The organism is Synechococcus sp. JA-3-3Ab (genome assembly GCF_000013205.1).
Classification (GTDB): Bacteria; Cyanobacteriota; Cyanobacteriia; order Thermostichales; family Thermostichaceae; genus Thermostichus.
In genome coordinates this window covers 2721064-2745541 of record NC_007775.1, presented here as the reverse complement: position 1 = coordinate 2745541, position 24478 = coordinate 2721064, and the positions used below count along the sequence as shown (strand labels likewise).

21 protein-coding genes and 1 pseudogene are annotated in these 24478 nt (G+C 60.2%); 8 read left to right on the top strand and 14 right to left on the bottom strand.

All coding sequences use genetic code 11. The annotated features are described in order from the left end of the window. Nucleotides 1-7 precede the first annotated feature (7 nt). The 7 genes and pseudogenes from CYA_RS12770 to CYA_RS14490 all read right to left on the bottom strand — a co-directional run bounded on the left by CYA_RS12770 (nt 8) and on the right by CYA_RS14490 (nt 5499). Nucleotides 8-883: a shikimate dehydrogenase gene (locus CYA_RS12770; RefSeq protein WP_011431504.1), complete on the bottom strand. Its 876-nt coding sequence runs from the start codon at nt 881-883 to the stop codon at nt 8-10. Between the two features lie 35 nt (nt 884-918). Continuing rightward, nucleotides 919-1422, bottom strand: coding sequence for a hypothetical protein (locus CYA_RS12765; RefSeq protein ID WP_011431503.1), 504 nt, complete (start codon nt 1420-1422; stop codon nt 919-921). Between the two features lie 67 nt (nt 1423-1489). Continuing rightward, complete coding sequence (locus tag CYA_RS12760) at nt 1490-2722, bottom strand: response regulator (protein WP_228375366.1); 1233 nt, start codon at nt 2720-2722, stop codon at nt 1490-1492. 320 nt (nt 2723-3042) lie between these two features. Further along, on the bottom strand, nt 3043-3810 hold the full coding sequence (locus CYA_RS12755; RefSeq protein ID WP_148203220.1) for an SIMPL domain-containing protein: 768 nt from the start codon (nt 3808-3810) through the stop codon (nt 3043-3045). A 3-nt stretch (nt 3811-3813) separates the two neighbouring features. Continuing rightward, entirely contained in the window at nt 3814-3999 is a 186-nt protein-coding gene (locus CYA_RS12750) for a hypothetical protein (RefSeq protein WP_041438644.1), read from the bottom strand. Between the two features lie 213 nt (nt 4000-4212). After that, a pseudogene (gene tnpA / locus CYA_RS12745) lies at nt 4213-4545 on the bottom strand (IS200/IS605 family transposase); the annotation flags it as partial. Between the two features lie 8 nt (nt 4546-4553). Beyond that, a protein-coding gene (locus CYA_RS14490; RefSeq protein WP_148203201.1) for an IS630-like element ISSoc15 family transposase occupies nt 4554-5499 on the bottom strand; the annotation gives its coding sequence in 2 pieces (ribosomal slippage) (nt 4554-5160 and nt 5159-5499; 948 coding nt in all). Nucleotides 5500-5661: 162 nt separating this feature from the next. On the opposite strand from CYA_RS14490, the gene CYA_RS12730 reads away from it, so the two are divergent. The 3 genes from CYA_RS12730 to CYA_RS12720 all read left to right on the top strand — a co-directional run bounded on the left by CYA_RS12730 (nt 5662) and on the right by CYA_RS12720 (nt 8339). Next, complete coding sequence (locus CYA_RS12730) at nt 5662-6903, top strand: RNA-guided endonuclease InsQ/TnpB family protein (RefSeq protein ID WP_228375365.1); 1242 nt, start codon at nt 5662-5664, stop codon at nt 6901-6903. A gap of 137 nt (nt 6904-7040) precedes the next feature. Then, the gene (locus CYA_RS12725; RefSeq protein ID WP_041438641.1) at nt 7041-7316 is read left to right on the top strand and encodes a DUF4404 family protein; all 276 of its coding nucleotides are present in this window, start codon (nt 7041-7043) and stop codon (nt 7314-7316) included. A gap of 30 nt (nt 7317-7346) precedes the next feature. After that, complete coding sequence (locus CYA_RS12720) at nt 7347-8339, top strand: hypothetical protein (RefSeq protein WP_011431496.1); 993 nt, start codon at nt 7347-7349, stop codon at nt 8337-8339. A gap of 46 nt (nt 8340-8385) precedes the next feature. Here CYA_RS12720 and CYA_RS12715 read toward each other — a convergent pair whose 3' ends face one another. Then, nucleotides 8386-8610, bottom strand: coding sequence for a DUF2555 domain-containing protein (locus tag CYA_RS12715; RefSeq protein ID WP_083759181.1), 225 nt, complete (start codon nt 8608-8610; stop codon nt 8386-8388). A 112-nt stretch (nt 8611-8722) separates the two neighbouring features. Next, nucleotides 8723-9073: a hypothetical protein gene (locus tag CYA_RS12710; protein ID WP_011431494.1), complete on the bottom strand. Its 351-nt coding sequence runs from the start codon at nt 9071-9073 to the stop codon at nt 8723-8725. Between the two features lie 226 nt (nt 9074-9299). Here CYA_RS12710 and gltX point away from each other — a divergent pair, with 226 nt between their 5' ends. Both gltX and CYA_RS13870 read left to right on the top strand, forming a co-directional pair. After that, the gene (gene gltX / locus CYA_RS12705; protein WP_011431493.1) at nt 9300-10739 is read left to right on the top strand and encodes a glutamate--tRNA ligase; all 1440 of its coding nucleotides are present in this window, start codon (nt 9300-9302) and stop codon (nt 10737-10739) included. 40 nt (nt 10740-10779) lie between these two features. After that, entirely contained in the window at nt 10780-13917 is a 3138-nt protein-coding gene (locus CYA_RS13870; protein WP_143596985.1) for a GAF domain-containing sensor histidine kinase, read from the top strand. A gap of 182 nt (nt 13918-14099) precedes the next feature. Here CYA_RS13870 and CYA_RS12695 read toward each other — a convergent pair whose 3' ends face one another. Continuing rightward, the gene (locus CYA_RS12695) at nt 14100-14744 is read right to left on the bottom strand and encodes a class I SAM-dependent methyltransferase (protein ID WP_011431491.1); all 645 of its coding nucleotides are present in this window, start codon (nt 14742-14744) and stop codon (nt 14100-14102) included. Nucleotides 14745-14862: 118 nt separating this feature from the next. Between CYA_RS12695 and CYA_RS12690 the strand changes: the two genes are divergently transcribed. Beyond that, nucleotides 14863-15078 (top strand): hypothetical protein, encoded by a 216-nt coding sequence (locus CYA_RS12690; protein WP_011431490.1) that lies wholly within the window; start codon nt 14863-14865, stop codon nt 15076-15078. Between the two features lie 23 nt (nt 15079-15101). Here CYA_RS12690 and CYA_RS12685 read toward each other — a convergent pair whose 3' ends face one another. From CYA_RS12685 to CYA_RS15135, 4 genes are all read right to left on the bottom strand, one after another. Next, the gene (locus CYA_RS12685) at nt 15102-15956 is read right to left on the bottom strand and encodes an ABC transporter permease (protein WP_011431489.1); all 855 of its coding nucleotides are present in this window, start codon (nt 15954-15956) and stop codon (nt 15102-15104) included. Nucleotides 15957-16065: 109 nt separating this feature from the next. Then, nucleotides 16066-17012 (bottom strand): IS630-like element ISSoc15 family transposase gene (locus CYA_RS14485; protein WP_148203219.1). Its coding sequence is split into 2 segments (ribosomal slippage): nt 16066-16676 and nt 16676-17012, totalling 948 coding nucleotides; the frame shifts between segments, so codons are not numbered across the junction. 125 nt (nt 17013-17137) lie between these two features. Then, nucleotides 17138-18157, bottom strand: a complete 1020-nt coding sequence (locus CYA_RS12670) for a daunorubicin resistance protein DrrA family ABC transporter ATP-binding protein (RefSeq protein ID WP_011431487.1) — start codon at nt 18155-18157, stop codon at nt 17138-17140. A 74-nt stretch (nt 18158-18231) separates the two neighbouring features. Further along, entirely contained in the window at nt 18232-18429 is a 198-nt protein-coding gene (locus CYA_RS15135; RefSeq protein WP_011431486.1) for a hypothetical protein, read from the bottom strand. A gap of 85 nt (nt 18430-18514) precedes the next feature. Here CYA_RS15135 and CYA_RS12660 point away from each other — a divergent pair, with 85 nt between their 5' ends. Beyond that, nucleotides 18515-19501: a hypothetical protein gene (locus CYA_RS12660; protein ID WP_228375364.1), complete on the top strand. Its 987-nt coding sequence runs from the start codon at nt 18515-18517 to the stop codon at nt 19499-19501. A 288-nt stretch (nt 19502-19789) separates the two neighbouring features. After that, nucleotides 19790-24397, top strand: a complete 4608-nt coding sequence (gene gltB, locus CYA_RS12655; RefSeq protein ID WP_011431483.1) for a glutamate synthase large subunit — start codon at nt 19790-19792, stop codon at nt 24395-24397. Nucleotides 24398-24478: the final 81 nt, after the last annotated feature.

The window sequence follows — 24478 nt, the reverse complement described above, 5'->3', positions numbered from 1 at the left end:
AGGACAACTAGGAGTTGGGATCCCCGATCTGGGCCAACTGCTGCCGGGCCGCCTGCCGCATCACCTCTACCGGCACGAGCTTGCCCCCCAGCCAGAGGGAGAGGGCTTTGGCCCCCTGGTGGATCAACATTTCCAGGCCGCCAATAGGGGTGTGGCCCAGCTCAGCAGCCATGCGCAGCAGCGGTGTGGGATCCGGCACATAGACCAAGTCATAGACAGTGGCGCCGGCGGGCAGAAGGCGCAGTTGCTCCCAGCTGAGGGGAGACAGCTCAGCAAGGGATCCCGGCTTATGCATGCCCACGGGGGTGGTGTTGACCAAAAGCCGCGTCTCAGCCAGGTGGCGATCCAGTTCTGCCCAGCTCAGCGTCTCCACCTGCGGCCAGGTCTGTTGCAAGGCACGTAACTTCTCAGGGGATCGCCCGGCCACCCGCACTGGCCCCAGCCCCAGCTCCAAACAGCCCTGGATGGCCGCCCGCGCCGCCCCGCCGGATCCCAGGATCAGGGTGGGGATCCCTTTCTCCAGGCCCAGCAAAGGCTGGACAAAGCCGTCGATATCGGTGTTGGTGCCGCCCCAGCCTCCCTCCGGCAGGGCGTAGACCGTGTTCACCGCTCCCACCGCTGCCGCCCGCGCTTCCACCTGGCTGAGCAAAGGCAGAATCGCCTGCTTGTGGGGAATGGTGACATTAAACCCCCGCACGCCGATGGCCGCCAGGCCGGCCACCGCCACCGCTAAGCGCTCTGCCGCCACCGGAAAGGGCACATAGCAGTAGTCTTCTCCCATGGCCGCCAGAGCGGCGTTGTGCATCGCCGGGGATAGGCTGTGGGCCACCGGATCCCCGATCAGGCCCAGCAACTGTGTGCTTCCCGAAATCCGCCTGTCCACTCCAATCCCAACTCCAAATTGTCTGCGAGTCTCGGCTATCGAGATTCCGACTCCACGCGATCTAGAGTTTGCCGGTAGCGCTGCCGCCAACTGGCCAGGGATTCCTCGGAAATGTGATCGATTAAGTTGCTGATCTCTCCCAGAATTTGGTAGGCGCGGTCAAAGCTTTGGCGGGTGCGCTCTTCTTGATCTGGTTGGCGCGCCTGCACCATGTACAGGCTCATCTTGATGGTTTGCAGCCGGTTTTTGCCCAGATCCTCCAGCATTTCCCGAATCTGACCGATGGCCTCCTGCCGCACTCGGCGCTGCCGCCGCCGCAACAGCCAGAACAGAATGCCGTGGATAACCCCCACCACGGTGGCGCTGACTGCCGTTGCCATTGCTACGGAAAGAGCGCTGCGGCTGGCCACCCAACCGCTGAGCAGGATTACGCCTATCCCCACCGCTGTCAGGATCAGCTCGATGTTGTCGAGAAACCACCTTCTTGCTGACTTCCAGGTAGCGGATCCTGCTCCTCGGCCCTGAATAGAATTGAACATCGCTGTTACACCTCTCCCCCACCCATTCTGCTCAAGCCAACCTGATGGCAAACTTTGGGGATCGGACTTACCGGCGCAGTCGCCATTTTCCGCGGCCCAGTTGACGCTCTAGACGACGCCGCGGTTTCCGCCGGCGGATCCACAAGGGCCTCTGAGAGCGGGATCCCGCTGCAGAGGTTTCAGATCCAAGCCTGCCAACCCTTTGGCTTAGCTCTTGGTTTTGTTGCCGCAACTCTTCGAGCTGCCGGAGGTGAGTTTCCAACTCCTGGCGCAGGTTGGCATTTTCTTGTTCCAGACGTTGCAGAGATTTCAGCAGCTCTGAAGACTCCGTCCCCCTGACACGGTCGGAAACGAGGATGGGATGGGGAGCAGTCACCACCGAGGTGTGGACATTTTTGCTGTCTCGCAGGGCTTGGGCAGCCCGTCGCAACAGGGCCACCCCCTTGGGATCGTCCTTATCTGTGAGCGTGGCCGCCCCAAATTGAAGCTGCACCGGCAGCGCTTGCCCATTCACCACAAAGGGATCCTGGATCAACCGCTGGCAGCAGCGCTCGGCAGCGATCTGGGCAGCGGCCAGAGTGCTCCCCGGCAGCACCACGATAAACTGGCCCTCGTCGTAGCAAAAGAGATCATCCCCCTCTCGCAAATTGTGGGCCAAGCGATCCGTAAACAGCTTGAGAAGAGCAGCCCGACCGCCGGCCTCCAGTCCTTGCCCCAGAGCAGCGAGGTTGGCCAAGCGCAGCACAAACAAACTGAGGGGATCCGATTGGGCACGGGCTTGGGCCACCCGCAACGGCAGGCGAGTAACCAGATCCTGCCGATTGCCCAAAGCAACCGAGCCAGAAGGAGATGAGACTTGTTTTTGTCCAGTCTGGAGCAGATATTGCTGGCGGCGGCTCTCCACAATGCGCAGCCCTGCCCGCACCCGCGTCAGCAGCTCCGCCGCCTGAAAAGGCTTAGAAAGAAACTCGTCGGCTCCGGCTTCTAAAGCCCGCTCCATGTTGTCGTTGCCCTCGCGGGCGGTCATGAGGATGTAGTACACCCAGGCATATTCGGGCGCTTGCCGCAACTGCCGGCACAGCTCTAGGCCGTCGAGAGCGGGCATGACCCAGTCGGCAATGATGAGATCTGGAGTTCGGCGGCGGATTTGTTCTAGGGCAGAAAGGCCATCCAGGGCATAGGAAATACTACAGCCCTGCTTGCCGAGAAAATTAGAGAGCATTTCCGCCACCATGTAGCTGTCATCCACGATCAGCACATGGGCCCGCAAGCTGCTGGCTTCGCCTTTGCTAGCGCCCAAGCTTGCCTGAGGGCCTTCAGACGTACCAGTGGCAGCAGCGCTCTCCAAATTGGGATCCACGGGCAAGCCAAAGCCAGATGAGAAGGAAATCCGGGAAAGCAAACTTTCCAATGGTTTTCCATCGCCATTCTAGACGTAGGGATTGGCAGCCACTACCTAACTTTGCCGGGTTATTTTTTTGAGATTTTTGAAGTTTCGTAGTCATTCCCAACCCGAGGAAGAGGCTTCTAGGCGTTCCTCCCTCTCCCAGGGGGAATCCTTCTCTGCCCCAGCGAGAGGGAAGGCAGGGTTCGACGCGATTTCATGGCCGCCACAGGAACCTAGAAACGAATCTCGAGCGTGACTTGGGCGCGCACCGTTTGCTGTCCCCCTTCCACTGGCGTGGTGGCTGCCTGGAGAGGGGCATCCTCCTCCGCTCCACCCATGCCTGGGGACGGGGGTTGGACATAGCTGTCGCTGTGAATCCGGATGCGTTCCACGGAACGGATGCTCAGGTTCAAGGCCCCCAGCACGTCGCTGGCTTGGCGTCGAGCATCTTCCATAGCTTGGGTTAGGGCGCGGCTGCGTGCCTGCAACCGGGCGGCCTCATCGGCTCGGAAGCTGACCGACTCCACTTGGTTGGCTCCGGCAGCCACGGCTTCATCCAGCACTTGTCCTGCTCGGGCTATGGGCACCTCAAATTGGAAGCTGTTTTGCCCCCGGATCCCTGCCAGGCGAGGCGGGCTCTCTTGGTAGTCGTATTGGGGATAGAGGGAAATGCCGGTGGTCTGCAGGGCGCTCACCTGCAGCTCTTTGAGGCGGTTCACCAGCCGCTCCGAGCGCTCGGCCACCTGTTGCTGTACCGATTGCGCCGTCTCCCCTTGGAGCACCACCCCTAGCCGGATCATCGCAATTGAGGTTTCCACGGCAACAGATCCCTGGCCGGTTACCGTCAAAGTTCGGGATCCTTCACCGGGACTGGCCATCGCTCCTCCATTGCTGCCAAGCCCATTCCACACCAATAAGACCAGCGCCAGTCCCAAAGCCAGCCAGGGCATTCCCTTCAAGAATCCCAACTGCTCTTTTTTCCAGCCCTTGCTCCCTTCCATGCTTCATCCCCAACTTACTCCCACCGCTCTTCCATCTGGCTGGACAAAAGCCCCAGCCACCAGTGCCCTAGCCTCACCCAGACGTTGCGTTGCTGCCCACCGCTGCAACAGCCCCTGGCCCTGTCTAATTCCTAGGAACAGGGCAACGGCAACTGCTGCCCCCAGCAGGGCCAATGCCAGCTCAGACATAGGGATAGACAGCAAGGCTACTGGCCATCCTAATGAGAGTTGCTCCAAGGTTGGGATCCCTGGCTGCAAAAGTTAACCTTTGCCGCCTCAGCCACCCCCAAAAGAGCGATCTCCGCTCCTGCCCATCAGAACCTCCGGGGTACTCCCGCCACAGCGCAGCTTGGCGGGATGGAGGATAGGCGGTGAGACGAAGGGGTTCAATGCCCCTGAGTCTCACAATCTGGGCGTTGCCTGCTGCTCGACATACTTCTTCAACTGCTCAACGGTGACCCCACCACAAGAGGCAACAAAATAGGCCCCTGTCCAAAATACAGGCTTGCTGTAGAACCGTGCCACCTCTGTGACGAACTCTTTGCGAATCAACCGGCTGGAGACTGTTTTCAGGTTGTTCACCAGCTTCGAGACCTGGACATCCGGCGGAAAACTCACCAACAGATGCACATGATCCGCCTCACCGTCGAACTCCACCAAGGAACAGCGCCACTTTTGGCAGGTCGCTCGAAATATATCTTCCAGCCTCTGCAACATTGGAGCAGTTACAGCCTGTTAAGGGCTCAAGGGGTACAATAGCAGCACTTAGCAAACCAACTTCGGAAGGAGGATGGATTGATCAGTAGTAAAGAAGTCTTCACTATCTGCTCCATGCTATATTTCCCAATTCTGCAAAGCTGCCGAATAAAATGCTTCAACACCGACCACATCATCTCAATGGGATTCAACTCCGGCGCATACACAGGCAGGTATAGGATTCGTGCTCCTGTCCCCCTAATCAATTCCTCAACTTCCCGACTCTTGTGGATATTTAAGTTGTCCATAATCACAACCTTCCTCGCATCTAGCTTCGGACATAGCTCGCTTCTCAAAAACTCCAAAAAATCTCCTTTCTTCATCCCACCCTTGATGACACGACAGCCAACTACACCTCTCAAGGAAATAGCTCCAATAACCGTATACTTTTCACCCTTGTATCTTTGACGGTAATGATAAGCCCGTTGACCACGTAAACTCCGAGATACTCCCCGCTCCATTCCCTCCCAGACTCCCGTCTGGTCGATGGCAATCAAATCCTCGGCTGGAATATTCCTGACTTCTTGACTATAAGCTAGTCGTTCCCTTTGCACCTCCTCTTCTTTGACTTTTGCACTGCAGTAGGTCTTTTTTTAGAGTCATTCCTTGCTTTTTCAAGAAATTATGTATCGTGACGATGCTTACATTGATTCCTAAGCGCTCGCGCAACAGTTCTTGATACTGCCACAGGTAGAAGTCTGGGTGTTCTGTAATAATTGCCATCACTTCCTGCCGATGTTGTTCCAAAATGCCCACTCGCTTGGTGCCTGCTTTCTTAGGGGCTAAATCTTGAGTTTGTTGGTACTGACGCACCCAGCGGTGTACTGTTCTTTTGGTCACCATGAAGCGTTTAGCTACCTGGCGGATGGAGGTGTTACCTGCCTGGTAGGCTGCTACAACTCTTTGCCGCAAATCCAAAGAATGAGTCGGCATTCCTTTCTCTCCTTCCTCTTGAATACCTGTACCCTATTTTAAATTAAAAGGCTGTATCACCCGACGACGGTACTTTGTCACCAGCACCAAGTGGATTTGTAGGCTGTAAACAGAACGATGGCCTATGTTGTAGCTCGTTGCGCTAAATGCTAGAACCGTCTCATGATTATCACCCACGAGTACCGGATCCTGCCCAGCGACGACCAAGCCGCTCTGATGACCGAGTGGCTGGAATTGTTGCGGCGGCAGTGGAACGACGCTCTGGGGCAGAGACTGGACTGGCTGACCGCAACCCGTTGCCCAATTGACCGTTGCAGTCTTGTCTCGTGCCCGTTGCCTGTGTCAGAAGCTCCGCTGGAGCCGAATTATTATCGGCAGGCGGGATCCCTCAAACAAATCAAGCAACTGTTCCCGGCCTACCGGGGCATTTACGCCGAGGTGCTGCAGCAAAACTTGATGCGGCTGGACAAGGCGTGGAAAGCGTGGCAGGTGCCGGATAGCACAGGCAAGCGGCGGGGGCGGCCTCGCTTCAAAAAAGCGGGGGAGTTGAGATCCTTCACATTCCCCCGCATCAATTGCCCCAAGGCGGGAGCGCATCTGGAAGGGGAGACTCTGCGGCTGAGCAAGATTGGCTCGATGCCTGTGGTGCTGCACCGCCCCTTGCCGGAGGGGTTTGTGCCCAAAACCTGCACAGTGGTGCGCAAGGCCGATGGGTGGTATGTCTGCATCAGCTTGGAAGACAAAAGCGTTCCTCTCCCAGAGCCTGTGCCGATCAAAAAGGCGGTGGGCATTGATGTGGGATTGGATAGGTTTCTCACCACCAGCGATGGGGAGGTGGTGCCTATCCCGCGGTACTACCGCCGAGCTCAAAAGCACTTGGCCCGACAGCAGCGGCAACTGAGCCGCAAGGTGAAGGGATCCGCCAACTGGAAGAGACAAGCCACGAAAGTTGCTTGTTTGCAGTTGCACGTTGCCCGACAACGCAAAGCGTTCCACTACCAAGTGGCGCACTGGCTGGTGGGGCAATACGACCTGTTGGTGGTGGAGGATCTCAACGTCCGAGGGCTGGCACGGACTCGGTTGGCTAAATCGATTTTGGATGCGGCTTGGGGACAATTTCTTGACATTCTGACAGCAGTGGCGGTCAAACGCGGCAAACAGGTGTTGAGAGTGGATCCCCGTGGTACGTCCCAAAATTGTTGTGTTTGTGAGGAGCGTGTTCCCAAGGCCTTGTCGGAACGGGTGCATGATTGCCCCCGTTGCGGGTCGTGGGACAGAGACTTGAACGCTGCTATCGAGATTTTGAAGCGTGGACTCAGGTCCCCCCGTATACGGGGGGATATAGGGGGGCGGTGGGACTGCCGCTCTCTGGCTGTGGAGGATCCTGGTTTACCAGTCCGTTGAAGCAGCAACTCCGAGAAGTGATTCTCGGAAGCTCCCGTCTACAGCCCGTCAGGGCTTAGCGGGAGAGGATGTCACAGGACGTATGATCGAGTCAGCGTGGTCAAAACTTGATTTGATTTGTTAAGGTCTTTTTGAGAATGGCCGAATCAAAACTGCGACAACTGCTGCACGATCTGGATGTTGAGCTGCAAAAAACCTCCGGCTTGGATGAAAGGCAGCGGCAGCACATTGCCGCCATCCGCCAGGAGGTGGAAGCCGTGCTGGCAGAGCTGGGATCCCCAACCAAGGGCCAACAAAACCCAGGGCGCAAAGCTCGCATTGGGGAAGCGCTGGCACTGTTTGAAACCTCTCACCCCAACCTCACGCTGATCCTGGAGCAGGTGATTGACACATTGGCAGGAATGGGTTTGTAGTTCCCGCGGTGGGTATCCAAGGGTTTCAGAATGAACGGCCAAGACCGCTTAGATCGAGTAGAACAACTCCTAGCTCAGGCAGCCGAGCAAACTGCTGCTAACAGCCGCGAGATCCAAGAGCTGCGCCAGGCCATTCGGGAAAGCCACGCCGAGCTGAGCGAGCAAAACGCCGCTCGCAGCCGGGAAATCGAGCAGCTGCGCCAGGCCATTCGGGAAAGCCACGCCGAGCTGAGCGAGCAAAACGCCGCTCGCAGCCGGGAAATCGAGCAGCTGCGCCAGGCCATTCGGGAAAGCCACGCCGAGCTGAGCGAGCAAAACGCCGCTCGCAGCCGGGAAATCGAGCAGCTGCGCCAGGCCATTCGGGAAAGCCACGCCGAGCTGAGCGAGCAAAACGCCGCTCGCAGCCGGGAAATCGAGCAGCTGCGCCAGGCCATTCGGGAAAGCCACGCCGAGCTGAGCGAGCAAAACGCCGCTCGCAGCCGGGAAATCGAGCAGCTGCGCCAGGCCATTCGGGAAAGCCACGCCGAGCTGAGCGAGCAAAACGCCGCTCGCAGCCGGGAAATCGAGCAGCTGCGCCAGGCCATTCGGGAAAGCCACGCCGAGCTGAGCGAGCAAAACGCCGCTCGCAGCCGGGAAATTGAGCAGCTGCGCCAGGCCATTCGGGAAAGCCACGCCGAGCTGAGCGAGCAAAACGCCGCTCGCAGCCGGGAAATTGAGCAGCTGCGCCAGGCCATTCGGGAAAGCTATGAGCAAAACGTGGCTCAAGCGCAAGGCTTGAGAGACTTACAGGAAGTTGTCCGTGAGACCCGCTCGGACTTAGCACACTTGGCCGAATGGGCCGAGGAAGTAACTCAAGCTCTCATCACTCTCACTGCATTGCAACAAGAGCACGAACGCGCTATCCAGGCCATCAACCAGCGTCAGATCGAGAATGACCAGAGGTTTAACGTTCTCCTCGAAGAAGTGCGCTATCTTATTCGCAGACAGGGGCTAGATGGAAGCTCTTCTCCCCCTTCTGGTTGAGGAGGGGGATCCCTTCTAAGCAAAGCTCAGAGCTACAAGGACAGCTCTAGTCTTCATCCACTTCCCACTCCAACAGATGGGCATAAGGAGCCACCAGCTCGGGAGAGTAAAAGGCAATGGCCCGCAGGGTGTGCCAATCCTCCAGGCAGTCGAACACGTTGGGGTACTCGTTGCGCTCCAGACGCTCCGCAATGGCCGCCACATCGGCTGCAGTGAACTGGCGGGGATCCATGCCCTTGGGGAGGGCTTCTACTTTGGATCGGGCAGACATAGGCAGCCTGAACACGCTACAAGCCGATCTTAGCCTCTCGGCCCGACGCCCCCTGGCCGAAACCACGAATTTGTAGAGGTTCTACACAATGCAGGCTGGGTATCTGCCTTGCCTAGCGGAGGAGCTCGGCGTCCAAAACAGGCTCTGTCTGGGTAACGCGGTAATAGCCAGCCTGGGTGCGGACCGAGGCTTGGTAGGGGCTGGGCAAATCCAGCGAGCGCAAGGGCGGGATGTTGGTGCGCTGGTTCAGCAAAGTGGTGAAGAAGGCGGTGGTTCGCCGGGCCTGGGAGCGCACTACCTCTTCAGGGAAAACCACCGGATCCGCATCTCTGCCCCTATCCAGCAGGATCGCATCCAGGGCATCCCCCACCGGGTAAGAAGGATAGGCAATTTGGGCAAAAACAGCCCCCGCCGGGATCCCGGCGGCTAGACAGCCCAGAACAATCGCCAGGGTTAGACGCATGTGCTGTAGTTCCTCCTACGCTACTGTAGTTCGTTCCTCAACACCGGAAAAAGCAGAAGCTGGGCGTTGCCCACCAACCTTGACCCCCGGGGAGCCTACCTCTTGACCGGCAGCTAAGGCGGATTCTACCCGAAAGACTTCGGTTGACAACGGTTGCAGCCCCCAACATGACACGGGATCCCCCTGCCGACTAGGATCGGGATGCACTGTTTGAGAACCGTTGCCTGTGAGTGTTCGCGTTCGCCTTGCCCCTAGCCCAACTGGCAACTTGCACATCGGCACCGCCCGGACGGCGGTGTTTAACTGGCTCTACGCTCGCCGCCACGGTGGCCAGTTCATTTTGCGCATCGAAGACACCGACCGCGAGCGCTCTTCCCCCCGCTACACCCGCAACATCTTAGCAGGGCTAGCCTGGCTGGGACTGGATTGGGATGAGGGGCCCATCTACCAGTCCAACCGCATCGCGCGCTACCAAGCGGTGGTGCAGCAGCTTTTGGACCAGGGGCTGGCTTACCGCTGCTATGTCAGCGAGGTGGAGCTAGAAGCAATGCGCGCTGCGCAGAAGGCCGCCGGCAAGGCTCCCCGCTACGATAACCGCCACCGCTTTCTCACTGAGGAGCAGCGACGGGCCTATGAAGCCGAGGGTCGGCAGCCGGTGATCCGTTTCAAGATCGAGGAGCCCCTGGAGGTGTCGTGGGTGGATCTTATCCGCGGCCCCATTACCTGGAACACCCAGGATTTGGGGGGAGACATGGTGATCGCGCGGGCGGATGGCTACCCTCTCTACAACCTGGCAGTGGTGGTGGACGACATCGACATGGGCATCACCCATGTCATCCGTGGCGAAGACCATATCGGCAACACGCCTAAGCAGATCTTGCTCTACCGCGCTCTGGGTCATGAACCGCCGCAGTTTGCCCATTCTCCCCTGATCCTGAATCCAGAAGGGAAGAAGCTCTCCAAGCGGGATGGGGCGACCTCGGTGGCGGAGTTTCAGCAGATGGGCTTCTTGCCGGAAGCTCTCAAGAATTACTTGGCTTTGCTCAGTTGGTCGCCTCCCGATGGGGAAGAGATCTTCTCGTTGGAAAAGGCGGCTACGATGTTTGACTTCGACCGGGTCAACCGGGCTGCCGCTCGTTTTGATTGGAACAAGCTCAACTGGATCAACAGCCAGTACATCAAGCAGCTCTCCCCGGCAGAATTGGTGGAGCGGCTGACACCCTTTTGGCAGGCGGCGGGGTTTGACCTGGGATCCGTGCCGGATCCCACTTGGCTGGAAGAGGTGGCCTGCCTAATCGCCGAGGGCATCGACCGCCTGACGGAGGCTCCTCCCCTGAGCCGCTTTTTGTTTCAAGAGCCCCTCAGCTACTCGTTGCCGGCTCTGGAACAGTTGCGCCTGCCGGGGGTGGCGGAAGCGATGGCCGCCATGGCCACCACGTTGGCTGCTGCTGAGTTGCCCCAGCCAGTTTCCGCGGACAGCCTAAAACCGCTGGTGGAAGAGGTGGCCAAAAGCCAGGGGATGAAAAAGGGCCTGCTGCTGAAAAGCTTGCGGGCCGCCCTGACAGGGGATCTGCAGGGGCCGGATTTGATGGCCTCTTTTGCGCTGTTGCAGCGGCGGGGCTGGGCTTTGGGGCGGCTGGAGGCGGTGCAGAAGGTGGTTGCCTGAGTTCAGGCTGTTGGAGTTGACTTTTCTATTGCTTGCTGCTATGCCTTTGCAGGCTTTTGTCGATCCGGATTCCACTTTCTTGATCCAGCTTCAGGCTGCCAACCAAATCGTTCAGGAACTGGTGCTGCTCTCTTCGCAAGAGGCTTCAGAAGCGGCGGAGCCGGAGGTGTGGGAGCAAGGCCTGCTCAAGTTGGCTCAAACCCTAGTGCACCAGATGGTGAGCCGCCTGGGCGTGGCCTCCGCTCGCCTCTGGTTTTTCGACCCGCAAGAGGGTTGCTTTCGGTCGGTGGCCCATGCTGGCCTGCTCAGCCCTGCCCACGCCCAAATTGAGCGAATCTACCCCGATGACAGCCCTATGGGGCGTGTGGTCCAGCAAGGGTTGCCCCTCTTGAGCAACAACCCGGATCAAGAGGTCTGGATGCCTGCCCCGGAGTGGGTGAGGGCCAATGGCCTGCGGGGCTTTGTCGCCTACCCAATTAACCGCGGGGAGGAGCGGCTGGGCGCTTTGGCTCTGCTGAGCCGGACACCCTTGGAGGCCAGCTTTGTAGAAGTAGTGAAGTTTCTTTGTTCCTATACGGCCAGCGCCATTATCAATGCCAAGCTGCTGGAGCGCAGCCGCCGACAGGCGGTGCGGGAGGCGTTGCTCAACCGCATCACCAGCACTGTCCACCGCTTTCTGCAGTGGGATCAAATCGTCAGCACTGCCCTGAAGGAGCTGCAGCACGCCTTTCTCTCGAAAGGGGTGAAGGGGCTGAGCCGCTGTTGTTTTTACAGTATCAACCCGGATCAGGAGACGGTTCAGGTCACCCACGAGGCCCTAAGCCCTGGGCTGGCCCCGTCCCTGGGGCAGGTGTACCGGATCCAAGACTTTGGCTCGCTGTGCGAGCGGTTGCAGGAGGGGCAGGTGGTGCAAATAGCCCTGCATATGCAGCCGGCTCAGGAACATCTGTTGCCGCCGCAGGGACTGGCCGCTTTCCAGGCGCTACAGGCTCGCTCGGCGGTGCTGATCCCGTTGCAAGCGGTGGGCTCAGCAGGAGCCGGGCTGGGGGAAGCCGGCGGCAGGGATCCGCAGACGGGCCGATCCGACTTGGCTGCTGCGCCAGGGGGGATGATCGGGCTGCTGGGGGTATACCTAACTACACCCCACCCCTGGCAGCCGGAGGAGATTGACCTGTTGCGCTCGGTGGCCTACCAACTGGCGATTGCCCTAACTCGTTCCAGCCTGTTTGAGCGGGCCCATCGGCAGGCGGAACGGCTGGCGCTGTTGCACTCGATCACAGCGGCAATTCGCTCCAGCCTGGAGCCCACCACTCTCTTCCACGCGATTACCCAGCAGATTGGTGCGGCTTTTCAGGCGGATGTGTGTATCTTGGCCCTTTGGCAGCCAGAACAGGAGATGCTGCATCCTGTGGGCATCTATGCGCCGGAGCTCACCCCTGCCGTGCGCGTGAGCGGGACGGAGCCCTTGCTGGATGCCCCGCTGACGGGATCCCTCCAGAAGCCCTGGCCGGAGCCGGGGATCCCGCCGGAATTGTCGGAAACGGTTCAGGCCAAGTTGCGCTTGGCAGCCAGCCTGCTGACCACCTTGAAGGAGCCGGTGGTGGTGCCGGATGACTTGAAGCCGCAGCGGCAGGGAAGCGGGCTGTTGTGGGTGCCTTTGTTTGCCTCTGACCAGCCGCAGCGACAACAGGAAGTGTTGGGGGGTATTGCCCTGCTGCGCTACCCTCACGGCGGATCCCCCTGGCAGCCGGAGGATCTGGAGTTGGCGGAAGCCGTGGCCGAGCAGGCGGGGATCGCCCTCCAACAGGCGCAACTTTACGAGCAAACCCGCATCTCGGCCCAGCGGGAAAGCTTGTTGCGCCAGGTCGCCCAGCGCCTCAGCGGCACCTATGATCCCCACCAAGTGGTAGAGATTGCCCTCGAGGGCATGGCGGAAGTTTTGCAGGTCGATCGCTGTACTTTTGTGGCGCCGCGGAGCGGCTATGGGCCGAGCGCCCAACAGCCTGCAGCGGCTCCAGAACCCCTCGCCATTCTTCAGGAATACCGCCGTCAGCCGGGGATCCCTTCCCAGGTGGGGCAGACGTTGACCCCTGAGCTGAGCCAGCTCATTTGGGTAAGTTGCTACACCCATCTGGACACGCTGCTGATCCCCGATGTCCAAACCTTTCCGCTGCCCCTTCCCACCCGCCAGACGCTGTTGCAGAAGGGCATCCGCTCCCTACTGTGTGTACCTCTGGTTACCGATGCCAACCAGATTGCGGGTGTGCTCTGCGCCTCCATTCCGCCCCTGGCGACGGCAGGCCGGAAGCCTCCAACTGCCGATACTGCCCCCGAAGCCGCCGGATTTGCCCCTGCAGATAGGGACTTGGTGGAAGCGCTGGCGGACATTGCGGCAGTGGCGCTGCAGCGGGCCTCCTTCTACGAGCAGGTTCGCCGTCAAGAGGCGACGGCAGCAGCCTTGCAAGGGCTGACCGAGGGGCGAGAGGCGGAAAGTCGTCGCCTGGCCGCCGATCTGCACGATCAGACCCTAGCGGATCTGGGAGCTCTGTCTCGTCAGATTCAGGAGCTCGCCGGCGATCCGACCCTCAGCCCTGCCGGCCAGGCTCAGCTACGCGTCATGAGCGTCCAACTGCAGGAGACCATGGCCGAGTTGCGGGGGATCGTCGAGGATCTGCAGCCGCTGGCCATGCGGGCTTTTAACCTGGGCCCGGCTCTGCGCAGCCTTCTGGAACGGGCGGCCCAGCGTTCTCCTCACCCGCTTCTCACCCGCTTCGACAACCGCGCCGATGGCCTGCTCTCCCGTCTCAGCCCTGCCTGCCAAAGCAACATCTTTCGGATCGTGCAGGAGGCGCTGAACAACATCGTCAAACACGCAGGGGCACGGCGCATCGACATCACCATTCAGCCCAAGGTTCAAGCCGGTAGCGGCGCAGAGGAGCCTTCTGTCAATCCCGAAGCCCCTTACACCCACCTGGAGCTGAAGATCATCGACGATGGCCGTGGCATGCCGGAGTTCAACGGTGGGATCGATCCCGATCAGAAACCTGGCCACGGCCATGGATTGCTCAACATGCGCTACCGAGCCGAGCTAATCGGGGCAACCATCACCTGGCGCAACCGCCGCTTGGGTAGCGGCACAGTGGTGGAGCTGCAGATCCCTTTGCCCCCCCCTTCCTAAGCTTGCCCGGAGAACCCCCGCAGAACCTCCTCGGGATGGCAGTTTGCCTCAGGGATCCAGTCTCGTCGCCTTTGCCCCCGTCGTTCGGCAGGGAGCAACCCGCCCCTCAAGGCCGGGGAACCGCAGCGGCATGCCGGTTGGAGTCCAGAAATGCAAGGGCGCCACGCGCAAGATGGATGGCCTCATGCCTCGGTTCGCCGACCGACCACAGCGTAAAAGGGATCCCCGCCAGCCAAAAGGGCAAGCCAACCCAGGGGAGCAGGCCGCTGGATCACCTCGACGATCTCGAATCCCGGCACCGACTCAAAATAGCGCTTGACCAGCTCCACCCGCTCTGCTTCCGAGCCATCCCGCCAGGCCTGGATGGCCTTCTGGAAAAACATGCGATTGGAGAAGCTGACAATGAAAAGGCCCTGGGGCTTGAGGATGCGATGCACCTCGGCAAACACCTGCTCCGGCTGCTGCAGGTATTGCACCGAAACCGCGTTCAGCGCTGCATCAAAAGTGCAGTCCGGGAAGGGCAGAAGCGGGTTTTGGTTGAGGTTCTGGACGAAGAAATGGTCAAGCCGGGGGTTGGCGGCCAGTTCCTGAGCATTCATCCCATGCCCTTCCACATGGGCAAAATCCATCTCCGGGGGCAAATGGGAAACCCAACTGCTCATTAGGTCGAGAATGCGGGTCTGGGGCTGCAAGTAGCGGCGGTAGAGATCCGTGAGCTGGCCGATGAAGCCGGCATCCACATGGGTTACGAAGCGGGGATAGTCGTAAAAGAGGGCATCGTCGCTGGGATCCAACTTGGAGCGCTGCCAATCTTCAAGAACCGCCATGGCCAAAATCTGTTGCAAAGCTTAATCAAAGCTAACATTCTGGAACTCCCTCGAGGGGAGCAGGCGTGATAGCGTAGCAGGGCGACGGTGGCCATTTTCCGAGGGACTTCTTGCCGTGATGTCTGCCTCTTACGCTTCCGCTACAGCTCGCTCCTCTTCTGCCGCTGGCTTTGACCTGCGCGACTATGTAACCGAACTGCAGCTCCACATGGCCCTGCAGGCCCGCAGCCTCACCCCTCCTCTACATCTCTCGCCAGCAAAGGACAGCCCTCTGGCCCTGGTGCAGCAAGCGCAGGCAGAGCTAGAGAAGTCCGTCTCCCGCCAGTGGCTTTGAGGGGCACAGCCTGGGCAAAATGCTCAGGCCAAACTCTTGCGCAGCACCCCCTGCACCAGCAGCACTGACACCACCACAAACCCTGTCAAGAGCCCCAGGGATCCCGCCAGGGTGAGTTCGCCCCAGGGGGCCTGCAGCACCACATCGGCAAAGCTCCAGGTGCTGCTGCGATAGACGTGGCGAATCGGCTCGATGGCAAAGGTGAGCGGGTTGAGGCTGGCCACCCAGCGAAGCCAGGTGGGCATAAAGCTGAGGGGAGCCAAAGCGGTGCTGGAAAAGATCAGCGGCAGATTCACCAAAAAGATAAAGGCCAGCAACTGCTGGTGCCCCGGCATGGCAAAGGCCAGGCCCAAGCTCAGGGCGGTGAAACCCAAGACCAACAGGCCCACGATCAACGCCACCACCGCCAAGCCCGGCCCGTCCGGGATCCCGCCGCCGAGGACGTAGTCTGCCCCCACGATCACCGCCGTCTGCAGCAGCGCCAAGCTGACGATGAACAGGCTAGAGGCCAGCACAATGGAAAAGCGAGAGGTGAGGGGAGCCACCAGCAATCGGTTTAAAAATCCGAACTCCCGGTCGAAAATCACCGGCACACCGGCGTTCAAGGCCCCGCCAAAGGCCGTAAACACGATCACGCCTGCCCCCAAAAACTGGGTGTAGTTTTGTCCGGCCCCGAAAATGCCGGCAGGGGCATTCTGGAACAAGGCCCCGAACAAAATCAGCCAGAGCAGCGGCTGGATGATGCCGACCAGCAGGGTGGCGGGGCGACGCTGCAATTGGATAAACAAGCGGCGGGCGAGGGCAAAGGTCTCCTGCCAAAAGTCGGCTGTAAATAGAGGAATCGGGTTGGATTGGATGGGGGAAGCGGCAGAGGTCATACCAAGGCTCCTGCAATGTTGCGATCAATAATCATCAATGCAATCTTCAATCGATCAATCAATATCAATGGAACTTTGTACATATCAGCTTGTACAGCCTGTTAAGGGCTCAAGGGGTACAATAGCAGCACTTAGCAAACCAACTTCGGAAGGAGGATGGATTGATCAGTAGTAAAGAAGTCTTCACTGTCTGCTCCATGCTATATTTCCCAATTCTGCAAAGCTGCCGAATAAAATACTTCAATACCGACCACATCATCTCAATGGGATTCAACTCCGGCGCATACACAGGCAGGTATAGGATTCGTGCTCCTGTCCCCCTAATCAATTCCTCAACTTCCCGACTCTTGTGGATATTTAAATTGTCCATAATCACAACCTTCCTCGCATCTAGCTTCGGACATAGCTCGCTTCTCAAAAACTCCAAAAAGTCTCCTTTCTTCATCCCACCCTTGATGACACGACAGCCAACTACACCTCTCAAGGAAATAGCTCCAATAACTGTATACTTTTCACCCTTGTATCTCTGACGATAATGATAAGCCCTTTGACCACGTAAACTCCGAGATACTCTCCGCTCCATTCCCTCCCAGACTCCCGTCTGGTCGATGGCAATCAAATCCTCCGCTGGAATATTCCTGACTTCTTGACTATAAGCTAGTCGTTCCCTTTGCACCTCCTCTTCTTTGACTTTTGCACTGCGGTAGGTCTTTTTTTTAGAGTCATTCCTTGCTTTTTCAAGAAATTATGTATCGTGACGATGCTTACATTGATTCCTAAGCGCTCGCGCAACAGTTCTTGATACTGCCACAGGTAGAAGTCTGGGTGTTCTGTAATAATTGCCATCACTTCCTGCCGATGTTGTTCCAAAATGCCCACTCGCTTGGTGCCTGCTTTCTTAGGAGCTAAATCTTGAGTTTGTTGGTACTGACGCACCCAGCGGTGTACTGTTCTTTTGGTCACCATGAAGCGTTTAGCTACCTGGCGGATGGAGGTGTTACCTGCCTGATAGGCTGCTACAACTCTTTGCCGCAAATCCAAAGAATGAGTCGGCATTCCTTTCTCTCCTTCCTCTTGAATACCTGTACCCTATTTTAAATTAAAAGGCTGTAATCAGTATGGCTCAATTGGGGAGTTAGGGATCGACGTGGGGAACCGTTGCATTGCTCTTGAAAATGAAGTTACTTTTTCTTTTTGCCCAGGTTGGCTTCGGCGGCAGCCAGCTCCGCATCCAGGAGGGTTTGCCCGGTTGCCGCCAAATACACGTCATCCAAGCTGGGGCGAGATTGGCTGCTGCTAAACACCTCCAGCCCATGGGCCTCGAGGTGGGCGCGGATCTGGCTGAGGGGATCCTCCCCGTTGCGCTGCACCACCAGGTTGAGGGCGTTGCCCTGGGCGCTGTTGATCACCACTTTTTGGACAAAGGGCAGGGATCCCAGCAGTTCGGCCCCCCGTTGGGCCAGTTCTGGCGGCGCAAACTCCTGCAGCTTGACGGTGATGCGCTCGCCGCCGACGCGGGCTTTTAGCTCTTCTGGGGTGCCTTCGGCAATCACCTTGCCGCGGTCGATGATGGCCACCCGGTCGGCCAATAGGTCGATCTCCTCCAGGTAATGGCTGCTGAGCACCACTGTAACGCCGGTGTTCTTGAGCTGGCGCAGGAAGTCCCAGATGGCCTGCCGGCTGGGAACGTCTAGGCCCACCGTGGGCTCGTCCAAAACCAACACCTGGGGCTGGTGCAGCAGTCCTGCCGCCAGATCGAGGCGTTTGCGCAAGCCGCCGGAGTAGGTGCCGATGCGTTGGTCGGCCCGGTCGGCCAGCCCCAGTAATTCGAGGACGGTGGCAATCCGCTCTTGGGCCAAGGGCCGCGGCAGGTGGTAGAGATCGGCCTGCAACTGCAACAATTCTCGCCCCGTCAGCACCTTATCCAAAGCCACCTCCTGGGCAACAAAGCCCAGCTTTTCGCGTACTGCCTTGGGATTTTCGTTGACGGGGATCCCGCACACCTCGATCCGGCCTGCGTCGGGGCGCAGCAGGGTGCACAGGCAGTGCAGGGTGGTGGTTTTGCCGGCGCCGTTGGGGCCGAGAATGCCGTAGATCTGGCCGGGCTCTACTTGGAAGGAGACATCGGCCACGGCCACTGTGGAGCCGTAGCGCTTCTGGAGTTGTTCTACCAAGACTGCAGGGGTATCTGACATGGGCATCCACCTTTCGCTCCCTCTAAGCTATCAAGCCGGCTCAGGAGAAAGGAGTAGCGATTCCCTCAATTCCTCCCTCCCTATCGCCGACTCATGGCTCCCAACCCCATAGGGATGGTGGGATCCAAACCGAAGCTCAGGATATAGTGGTTCAGGCGACGCTGGGGGGCTGCAGGTGGATTTTCGCCGATTTCCCGCTCAGCCCGGTCGCCAATCTCTGTTGTGGGGAGAAGATGAATGGTGAAGCCAAAGCTTGCCTGCCGGCCTGCGCATCCCACCTGTGCGGGCCCGACTTCCCCTGTTCAATCTCTTATCCCAAATCTCGTCAAACCTAGACTGGGATCTTTGGCAGCTGGGGCGATCTTGGCGCTCGGCCTGGTCGGCTGTGGCGAGGCGACAACGCCGCTTAGCCCGCTGGAAAATGCCTTTCTGCGGGCCGACGACTTTGAAATTACAGGGGGATCCCCGACAGCGGGCGCGGTGGGGCCCTACTTGCAGTTCAACGTGCGGCGGCAGCGGGACAACCAGATCTTGAATCGCCCCTTCAACGTCTATGTGGAGAATGCGGGGCTGGCGGAAGGGCGGTCTCCTCTGGTCGATACCCAAAACCGCCCCATCCTGCTCCAACGCTCGGTGGCTTTTTTGGGCAACGGCCTGGACTTGAACAGAGATGGCCAGCCGGATCCGCCTCCCAGAGAACCCCCCAGCCTCAATAGCGGCCCGCTGCTGCCCTATGCGCCGCCCAACAATTGGCAGACGCGGGCCGTCCTCGCCTACGTCCCCGGCCAGGCCAACATCCCTGGACGGGGCCCTAGCGATCGCTTTGGCCTCTACTTCTCCTCCATCCTGCCCTACAGAGGGCAGCTCCGCTTCCGCGCCCGCGACGAGCTGGGCAACGCCTCTGCCCGCACCTTTGAGATCACCTATCCCCCAGCGCCCAGCCGGGCCACCGTCACCGTCACCTTGGCCAACGTCAGCGCCAGCGCCCAAGAGCCGGTGCTCATCGCCATCTGCAACCAGTTGGGGGCTGCTGCCGTGGTGGGCCTGCGGAGCGGCACCTTTACCGAGCTGGTGGATCTTTTGCCGGCCCCCAGCTTGCCGGTGGATCCCAATTTGAGCGAGCCCATCCGCTACGTGGCCGAGGCCTATCAGTTCAACCGCCAGCAAGCTGTCATCCGCGTCTCCCAGAATCCTGCGGATCCCAGCCGCATGAGCGTCCCCCTCTTGGGATCCGAGGGCGCAACCGGCAGGGCAGATTTAACCCTGGTGAGCTCCACCGATGACCGGCTCACCTGCTTCAACGACCGGCTCTCCGATCTGCGAAATACATTTTCCGACTTCTTCAGATAACAGTTAATGGCAGTTCTCCACATGGCCGGTTGGCGGCAAGCGAAGCCAGCGCCAGCTGAGGCATACCCTCTGGTTGTCCCAGATCGTCCAAAGTCTGCCGAAGAAGCTGGCAGAAAAACTGGAAAAATCTGTTCGTAGCGAGCCTTTTTTGGCTTTCTTCGCTTATCCGATTGTCCTATCGGCAAAATCCAGCTTGACTTGGGGCTGACCCCTTTTCCTGCCGGATTGGATTGCGATATGCTAGTTTCCCAACTCTAAAGCGTGATTCATTCCAAGCCGTTTTTCCCCATGAATCCCCATCGCTCCCAGGTCTCGGTTCCCATCCTGCAGGAAAGCTGGCACTTTCAAGAGCGGGATGCCTGTGGCGTTGGGTTTTTGGTGGATCGCCAGGGGAGAGCCAGCCACGAGCTGCTGCAAAAAACCCTCCAAGCTCTCGCCTGCATGGAGCACCGCGGCGGCTGCGGCGGCGACAACCAAAGCGGCGATGGGGCCGGCATTGCCACAGCCATTCCCTGGCAACTGCTGCAGGCAGAGAGGGACGAGATCCGGGCTTGGGATCCCGGCCGCAGCGCGGTGGGCATGGTGTTTTTGCCTCAGGCTCCCGCCGAGTGCCAGGCGGTACGCCAGCTTATCGACGACTACTTGGCCACCAGCGAGTGGGGGCGGCCCCTCTGGCGCCAGGTGCCGGTCAATCCGGAGTGCCTGGGGCCGATGGCGCGGCAAACCCTGCCTTCTATCTGGCAGATGCTTCTCACCCATCCCAGGCTGGCGGGAGATGAGCTGGAGCGGCAGCTCTATCTGCTGCGGCGGCGTCTGCGGCGGCAGGTGGAAAGCCGGTTTGGCTTTTATTCCATCTATTTTGCTTCTCTCTCCTGCCGGCTGATTGTCTACAAAGGCATGGTGCAATCGGCGGTGCTGGGCCAGTTTTACCGCGATCTGCACAACCCCCTCTACACCACCGCCTACGCCACCTATCACCGCCGCTTCAGCACCAACACCTTGCCCCGCTGGTCGCTGGCCCAGCCCTTCCGCTACCTCTGCCACAACGGCGAGATCAACACGTATCTCGGCAACGTCAACTGGATGGCTGCCCGCGAGCCCACCCTGGCCCATCCCCTCTGGGGCGAGGCCATCGAGGAGCTCAAACCCGTCATCGATCCCGGCAGCAGCGACTCAGCGGGCCTGGACGCGGTCTTTGAGCTCTTGATCGCGTCGGGCTACTCCAGCCAGCAGGCGATGATGGCGCTGATCCCGGAGGCCTACCGCCACCAGCCGGAGCTGCAAGATCGCCCGGAAGTGGTGGACTTCTACGAGTTCTTCGCCGGCCTGCAGGAAGCGTGGGACGGGCCGGCTATGGTGGTCTTCTGCGACGGCAAAACCATTGGCGCCACCCTGGATCGCAACGGCTTGCGCCCGGCCCGCTATGCCCTCAGCCGCGATGGGTTGCTGGTGGTGGCTTCAGAGGCCGGGGTGGTTCCGCTGCCGGAAGCCGAGATCCTGGAAAAGGGGCGGCTGGGGCCGGGGCAGATGCTGACGGTGGATCTGCAAAGTGGCCAGCTTTACAAAAACTGGGAGATCAAGACCCAGGTGGCAGCTCAGCACCCCTATGGGGAGTGGTTAAGGGCTCACCGCGTTCAGCTGGCTAGCCAAGACTTTGAGAACGCCCCGCAGCTTACCGAAGAGCAGCTGCTCCAACTGCAAACTGCCTGCGGCTACTCCTCGGAAGATGTGGAGATGATCATCGAGGAAATGGCCGCCACAGGCAAAGAGCCGGTTTTCAGCATGGGGGACGACGCGCCGCTGGCAGTGCTCTCCACCCAGCCCCACCCCCTTTACGACTACTTCAAGCAGCGCTTTGCCCAGGTAACCAACCCGGCTATTGATCCCCTGCGGGAGAGCCTGGTGATGTCTTTGGAGGTGTACCTGGGATCCAAAGGCAACCTGCTGGAGATTCGCCCAGAGCATGCCCGTCTGCTGCACTTGCGCAGCCCGGTGCTCAACGAGGCGGAGCTGGCCGCCCTGCAGCAGACGCCTTTTCCCTGCCGCACGCTGCCGATCCTCTACCCGGTGGCCGCTGGGCCAGCAGGGCTGGCCGCCCAGGTGCAAGCCCTCTGTCAAGAGGCGGCGCAAGCGGTGCGGGAGGGAGCAGAGATCTTAATCCTCTCGGATCGCGGCCTGAGCGCCGAGCAGGCCTTGATCCCGCCTCTGCTGGCCGTGGGGGCCATCCACCATCACCTCATCCAGGAGGGGCTGCGCCTGCGCGCTTCCCTGGTGGTGGAGACAGCCCAGTGCTGGAGTACCCACCACTTTGCCTGTCTAATTGGCTACGGGGCCAGCGCCGTCTGTCCCTACCTGGCCTATGAGGCGGTGCGCCAGTGGTGGCACAAGCCCAAGACGCAAACCCAAATGGCCGCCGGCAAGCTGCCCCAGCTCTCTCTGGCCGAAGCTCAACTGAAGTACCGGGCAGCTATCGAGGCGGGCTTGCTCAAGATCCTCTCCAAGATGGGCATTTCCCTCCTCTCCAGCTACCACGGGGCCCAGATCTTCGAGGCCATCGGCCTCAGCCAAGAGGTGATCGATCTGGCCTTCCGCGGCACGGTGTCGCGGGTGGGGGGGATGACGCTGGCGGATCTGGCCCGCGAGGGCATGGCCAATCACCAGCGAGCCTTCCCCCAGCTCACCTCGAAAAAGCTGGAGAACTTTGGCTTCATCCAAGCGCGGCCCAAGGGGGAATACCACATCAACAGCCCGGAGATGGCCAAGCTGCTCCACAAGGCCATTGCCTCAGGCCAGCCCGACCACTACGAGATCTACCGGACCTATCTGCGGGGCCGCACCCCCACAGCCTTGCGGGATCTGCTGGACTTTCGCAGCGACCGGGATCCCATTCCCCTGGAGGAGGTGGAGCCGGCCACCGAGATCTTCAAGCGCTTTGCCACGGGGGGAATGTCGCTGGGGGCCCTCAGCCGCGAGGCCCACGAGACCCTGGCCATTGCCATGAACCGCATCGGCGGCAAGTCCAACTCCGGCGAAGGCGGGGAAGATCCGGAGCGCTACATCCCCATCACCGATGTAACACCCGAGGGGACCTCGGCGCGCTTTCCTCACCTTAAGGGCCTGCGCATGGGGGACAACGCCAGCTCGGCGGTGAAGCAGGTGGCTTCGGGCCGCTTTGGCGTGACGCCGGAGTACCTGCTCAACGCGCGGCAAATCGAGATCAAAATTGCCCAGGGGGCCAAGCCGGGCGAAGGCGGACAACTGCCCGGCAAAAAGGTCAGCCCCTACATCGCCAAGCTGCGCCGCTCCAAGCCGGGGGTGACCCTGATCTCGCCGCCGCCCCACCACGACATCTACTCGATTGAGGATCTGGCGCAGTTGATCTTCGATTTGCACCAGGTTAACCCGCAGGCGCAGGTGTCGGTGAAGCTGGTGGCGGAGGTGGGCATCGGCACCGTGGCGGCGGGAGTGGCCAAGGCCAATGCCGACATCATCCAGATCTCCGGCCACGAGGGGGGCACAGGGGCCTCTCCCCTGAGCTCCATCAAACATGCGGGGGCACCCTGGGAGCTGGGCCTGGTGGAGGTGCATCATGCTCTCTTGGAAAACGGCCTGCGGCAGCGGGTAATTCTGCGGGTGGACGGCGGCATTCGCACCGGCTGGGAAGTGGTGATGGCGGCCATGCTGGGGGCAGAGGAGTTCGGCTTCGGGACAGTAGCCATGATTGCCGAGGGGTGCATCATGGCGCGGGTGTGCCACACCAACAACTGCCCGGTGGGGGTGACCAGCCAAAAGGAAGAGCTGCGCAAGCGCTTCCCTGGCACTCCGGACCAGGTGGTGACCTTCTTCGCCTTTGTGGCCGAGGAAGTGCGCCAGATCCTGGCCCGGCTGGGCTACCGCTCCCTGGAGGAGGTCATTGGGCGGGTGGATCTGCTCTGCCCCCGCGCCGATGTGGCTTTGGCGAAAACCCAGTCCTTGAATTTGGAGTGTCTGCTGCGAACTCCGCCGGGCTTTGATCCCCACAAGCGCCCAGAGTGGCTGGAGCACGAGCCGGTGCACTCCAATGGCCCGGTGCTGGATGACGCCATCTTGGCCCGGCCCGAGGTGCAAAAGGCCATCGAGACCTGCGGCGCGGCCATGCTGGAGCTGCCCATCGCCAACACCGACCGCTGCGTGGGCGGGCGCATTGCCGGCACCCTGGCTCGGCTGTATGGGGATACCGGCTTTGTCCGACAAGGGGGGCTGTTGGATCTGCGCTTTGTGGGCACAGCCGGCCAGAGCTTTGGGGCCTTTACCCTGGCGGGCATGCGCCTGACCCTGACGGGAGAAGCCAACGACTACGTGGGCAAGAGCATGTGCGGCGGTGAAATTGTCATTCTGGCTCCCCCAGAAGCCCCGCGGGATCCGGCGGAAAATGTAATCCTGGGCAACACCTGTCTGTACGGGGCCACGGGCGGATCCCTGTTTGCCAACGGCCAGGCGGGGGAGCGCTTTGCCGTGCGCAACTCCGGCGCCCAGGCGGTGATCGAGGGATCCGGCGACCACTGCTGCGAGTACATGACCGGCGGTGTGGTGGTGGTGCTGGGGCGGGTGGGCCGCAACCTGGGGGCGGGCATGACCGGCGGCCTGGCCTACGTGCTCGATGAAGAGGGCAACTTCCCCGCCAAGGTCAACGGCGAGATCGTGCGCATCCAGCGGATACAGACGGCGGCGGCGGAAGCGCAACTGAAGGGCCTGATCCAAGAGCACTACCGCCGCACCCATTCCCCCAAAGCCGAGCGCATCCTGCAGAACTGGGAGCGCTACCTGCCTCTGTTTTGGCAGGTGATCCCTCCTTCGGAGGAGGGGAGTGAGCTGACGGATCCGGCGCGATCCCAGCCGGCGGCGGTGCAGTCGTAGGGGGTTGTGGGGCCTGTCGGTAACACTTCTTATCCCCCCGCCGGCCACAAGGGCTGGTAAACTGCGAGAGTATACTGGCCT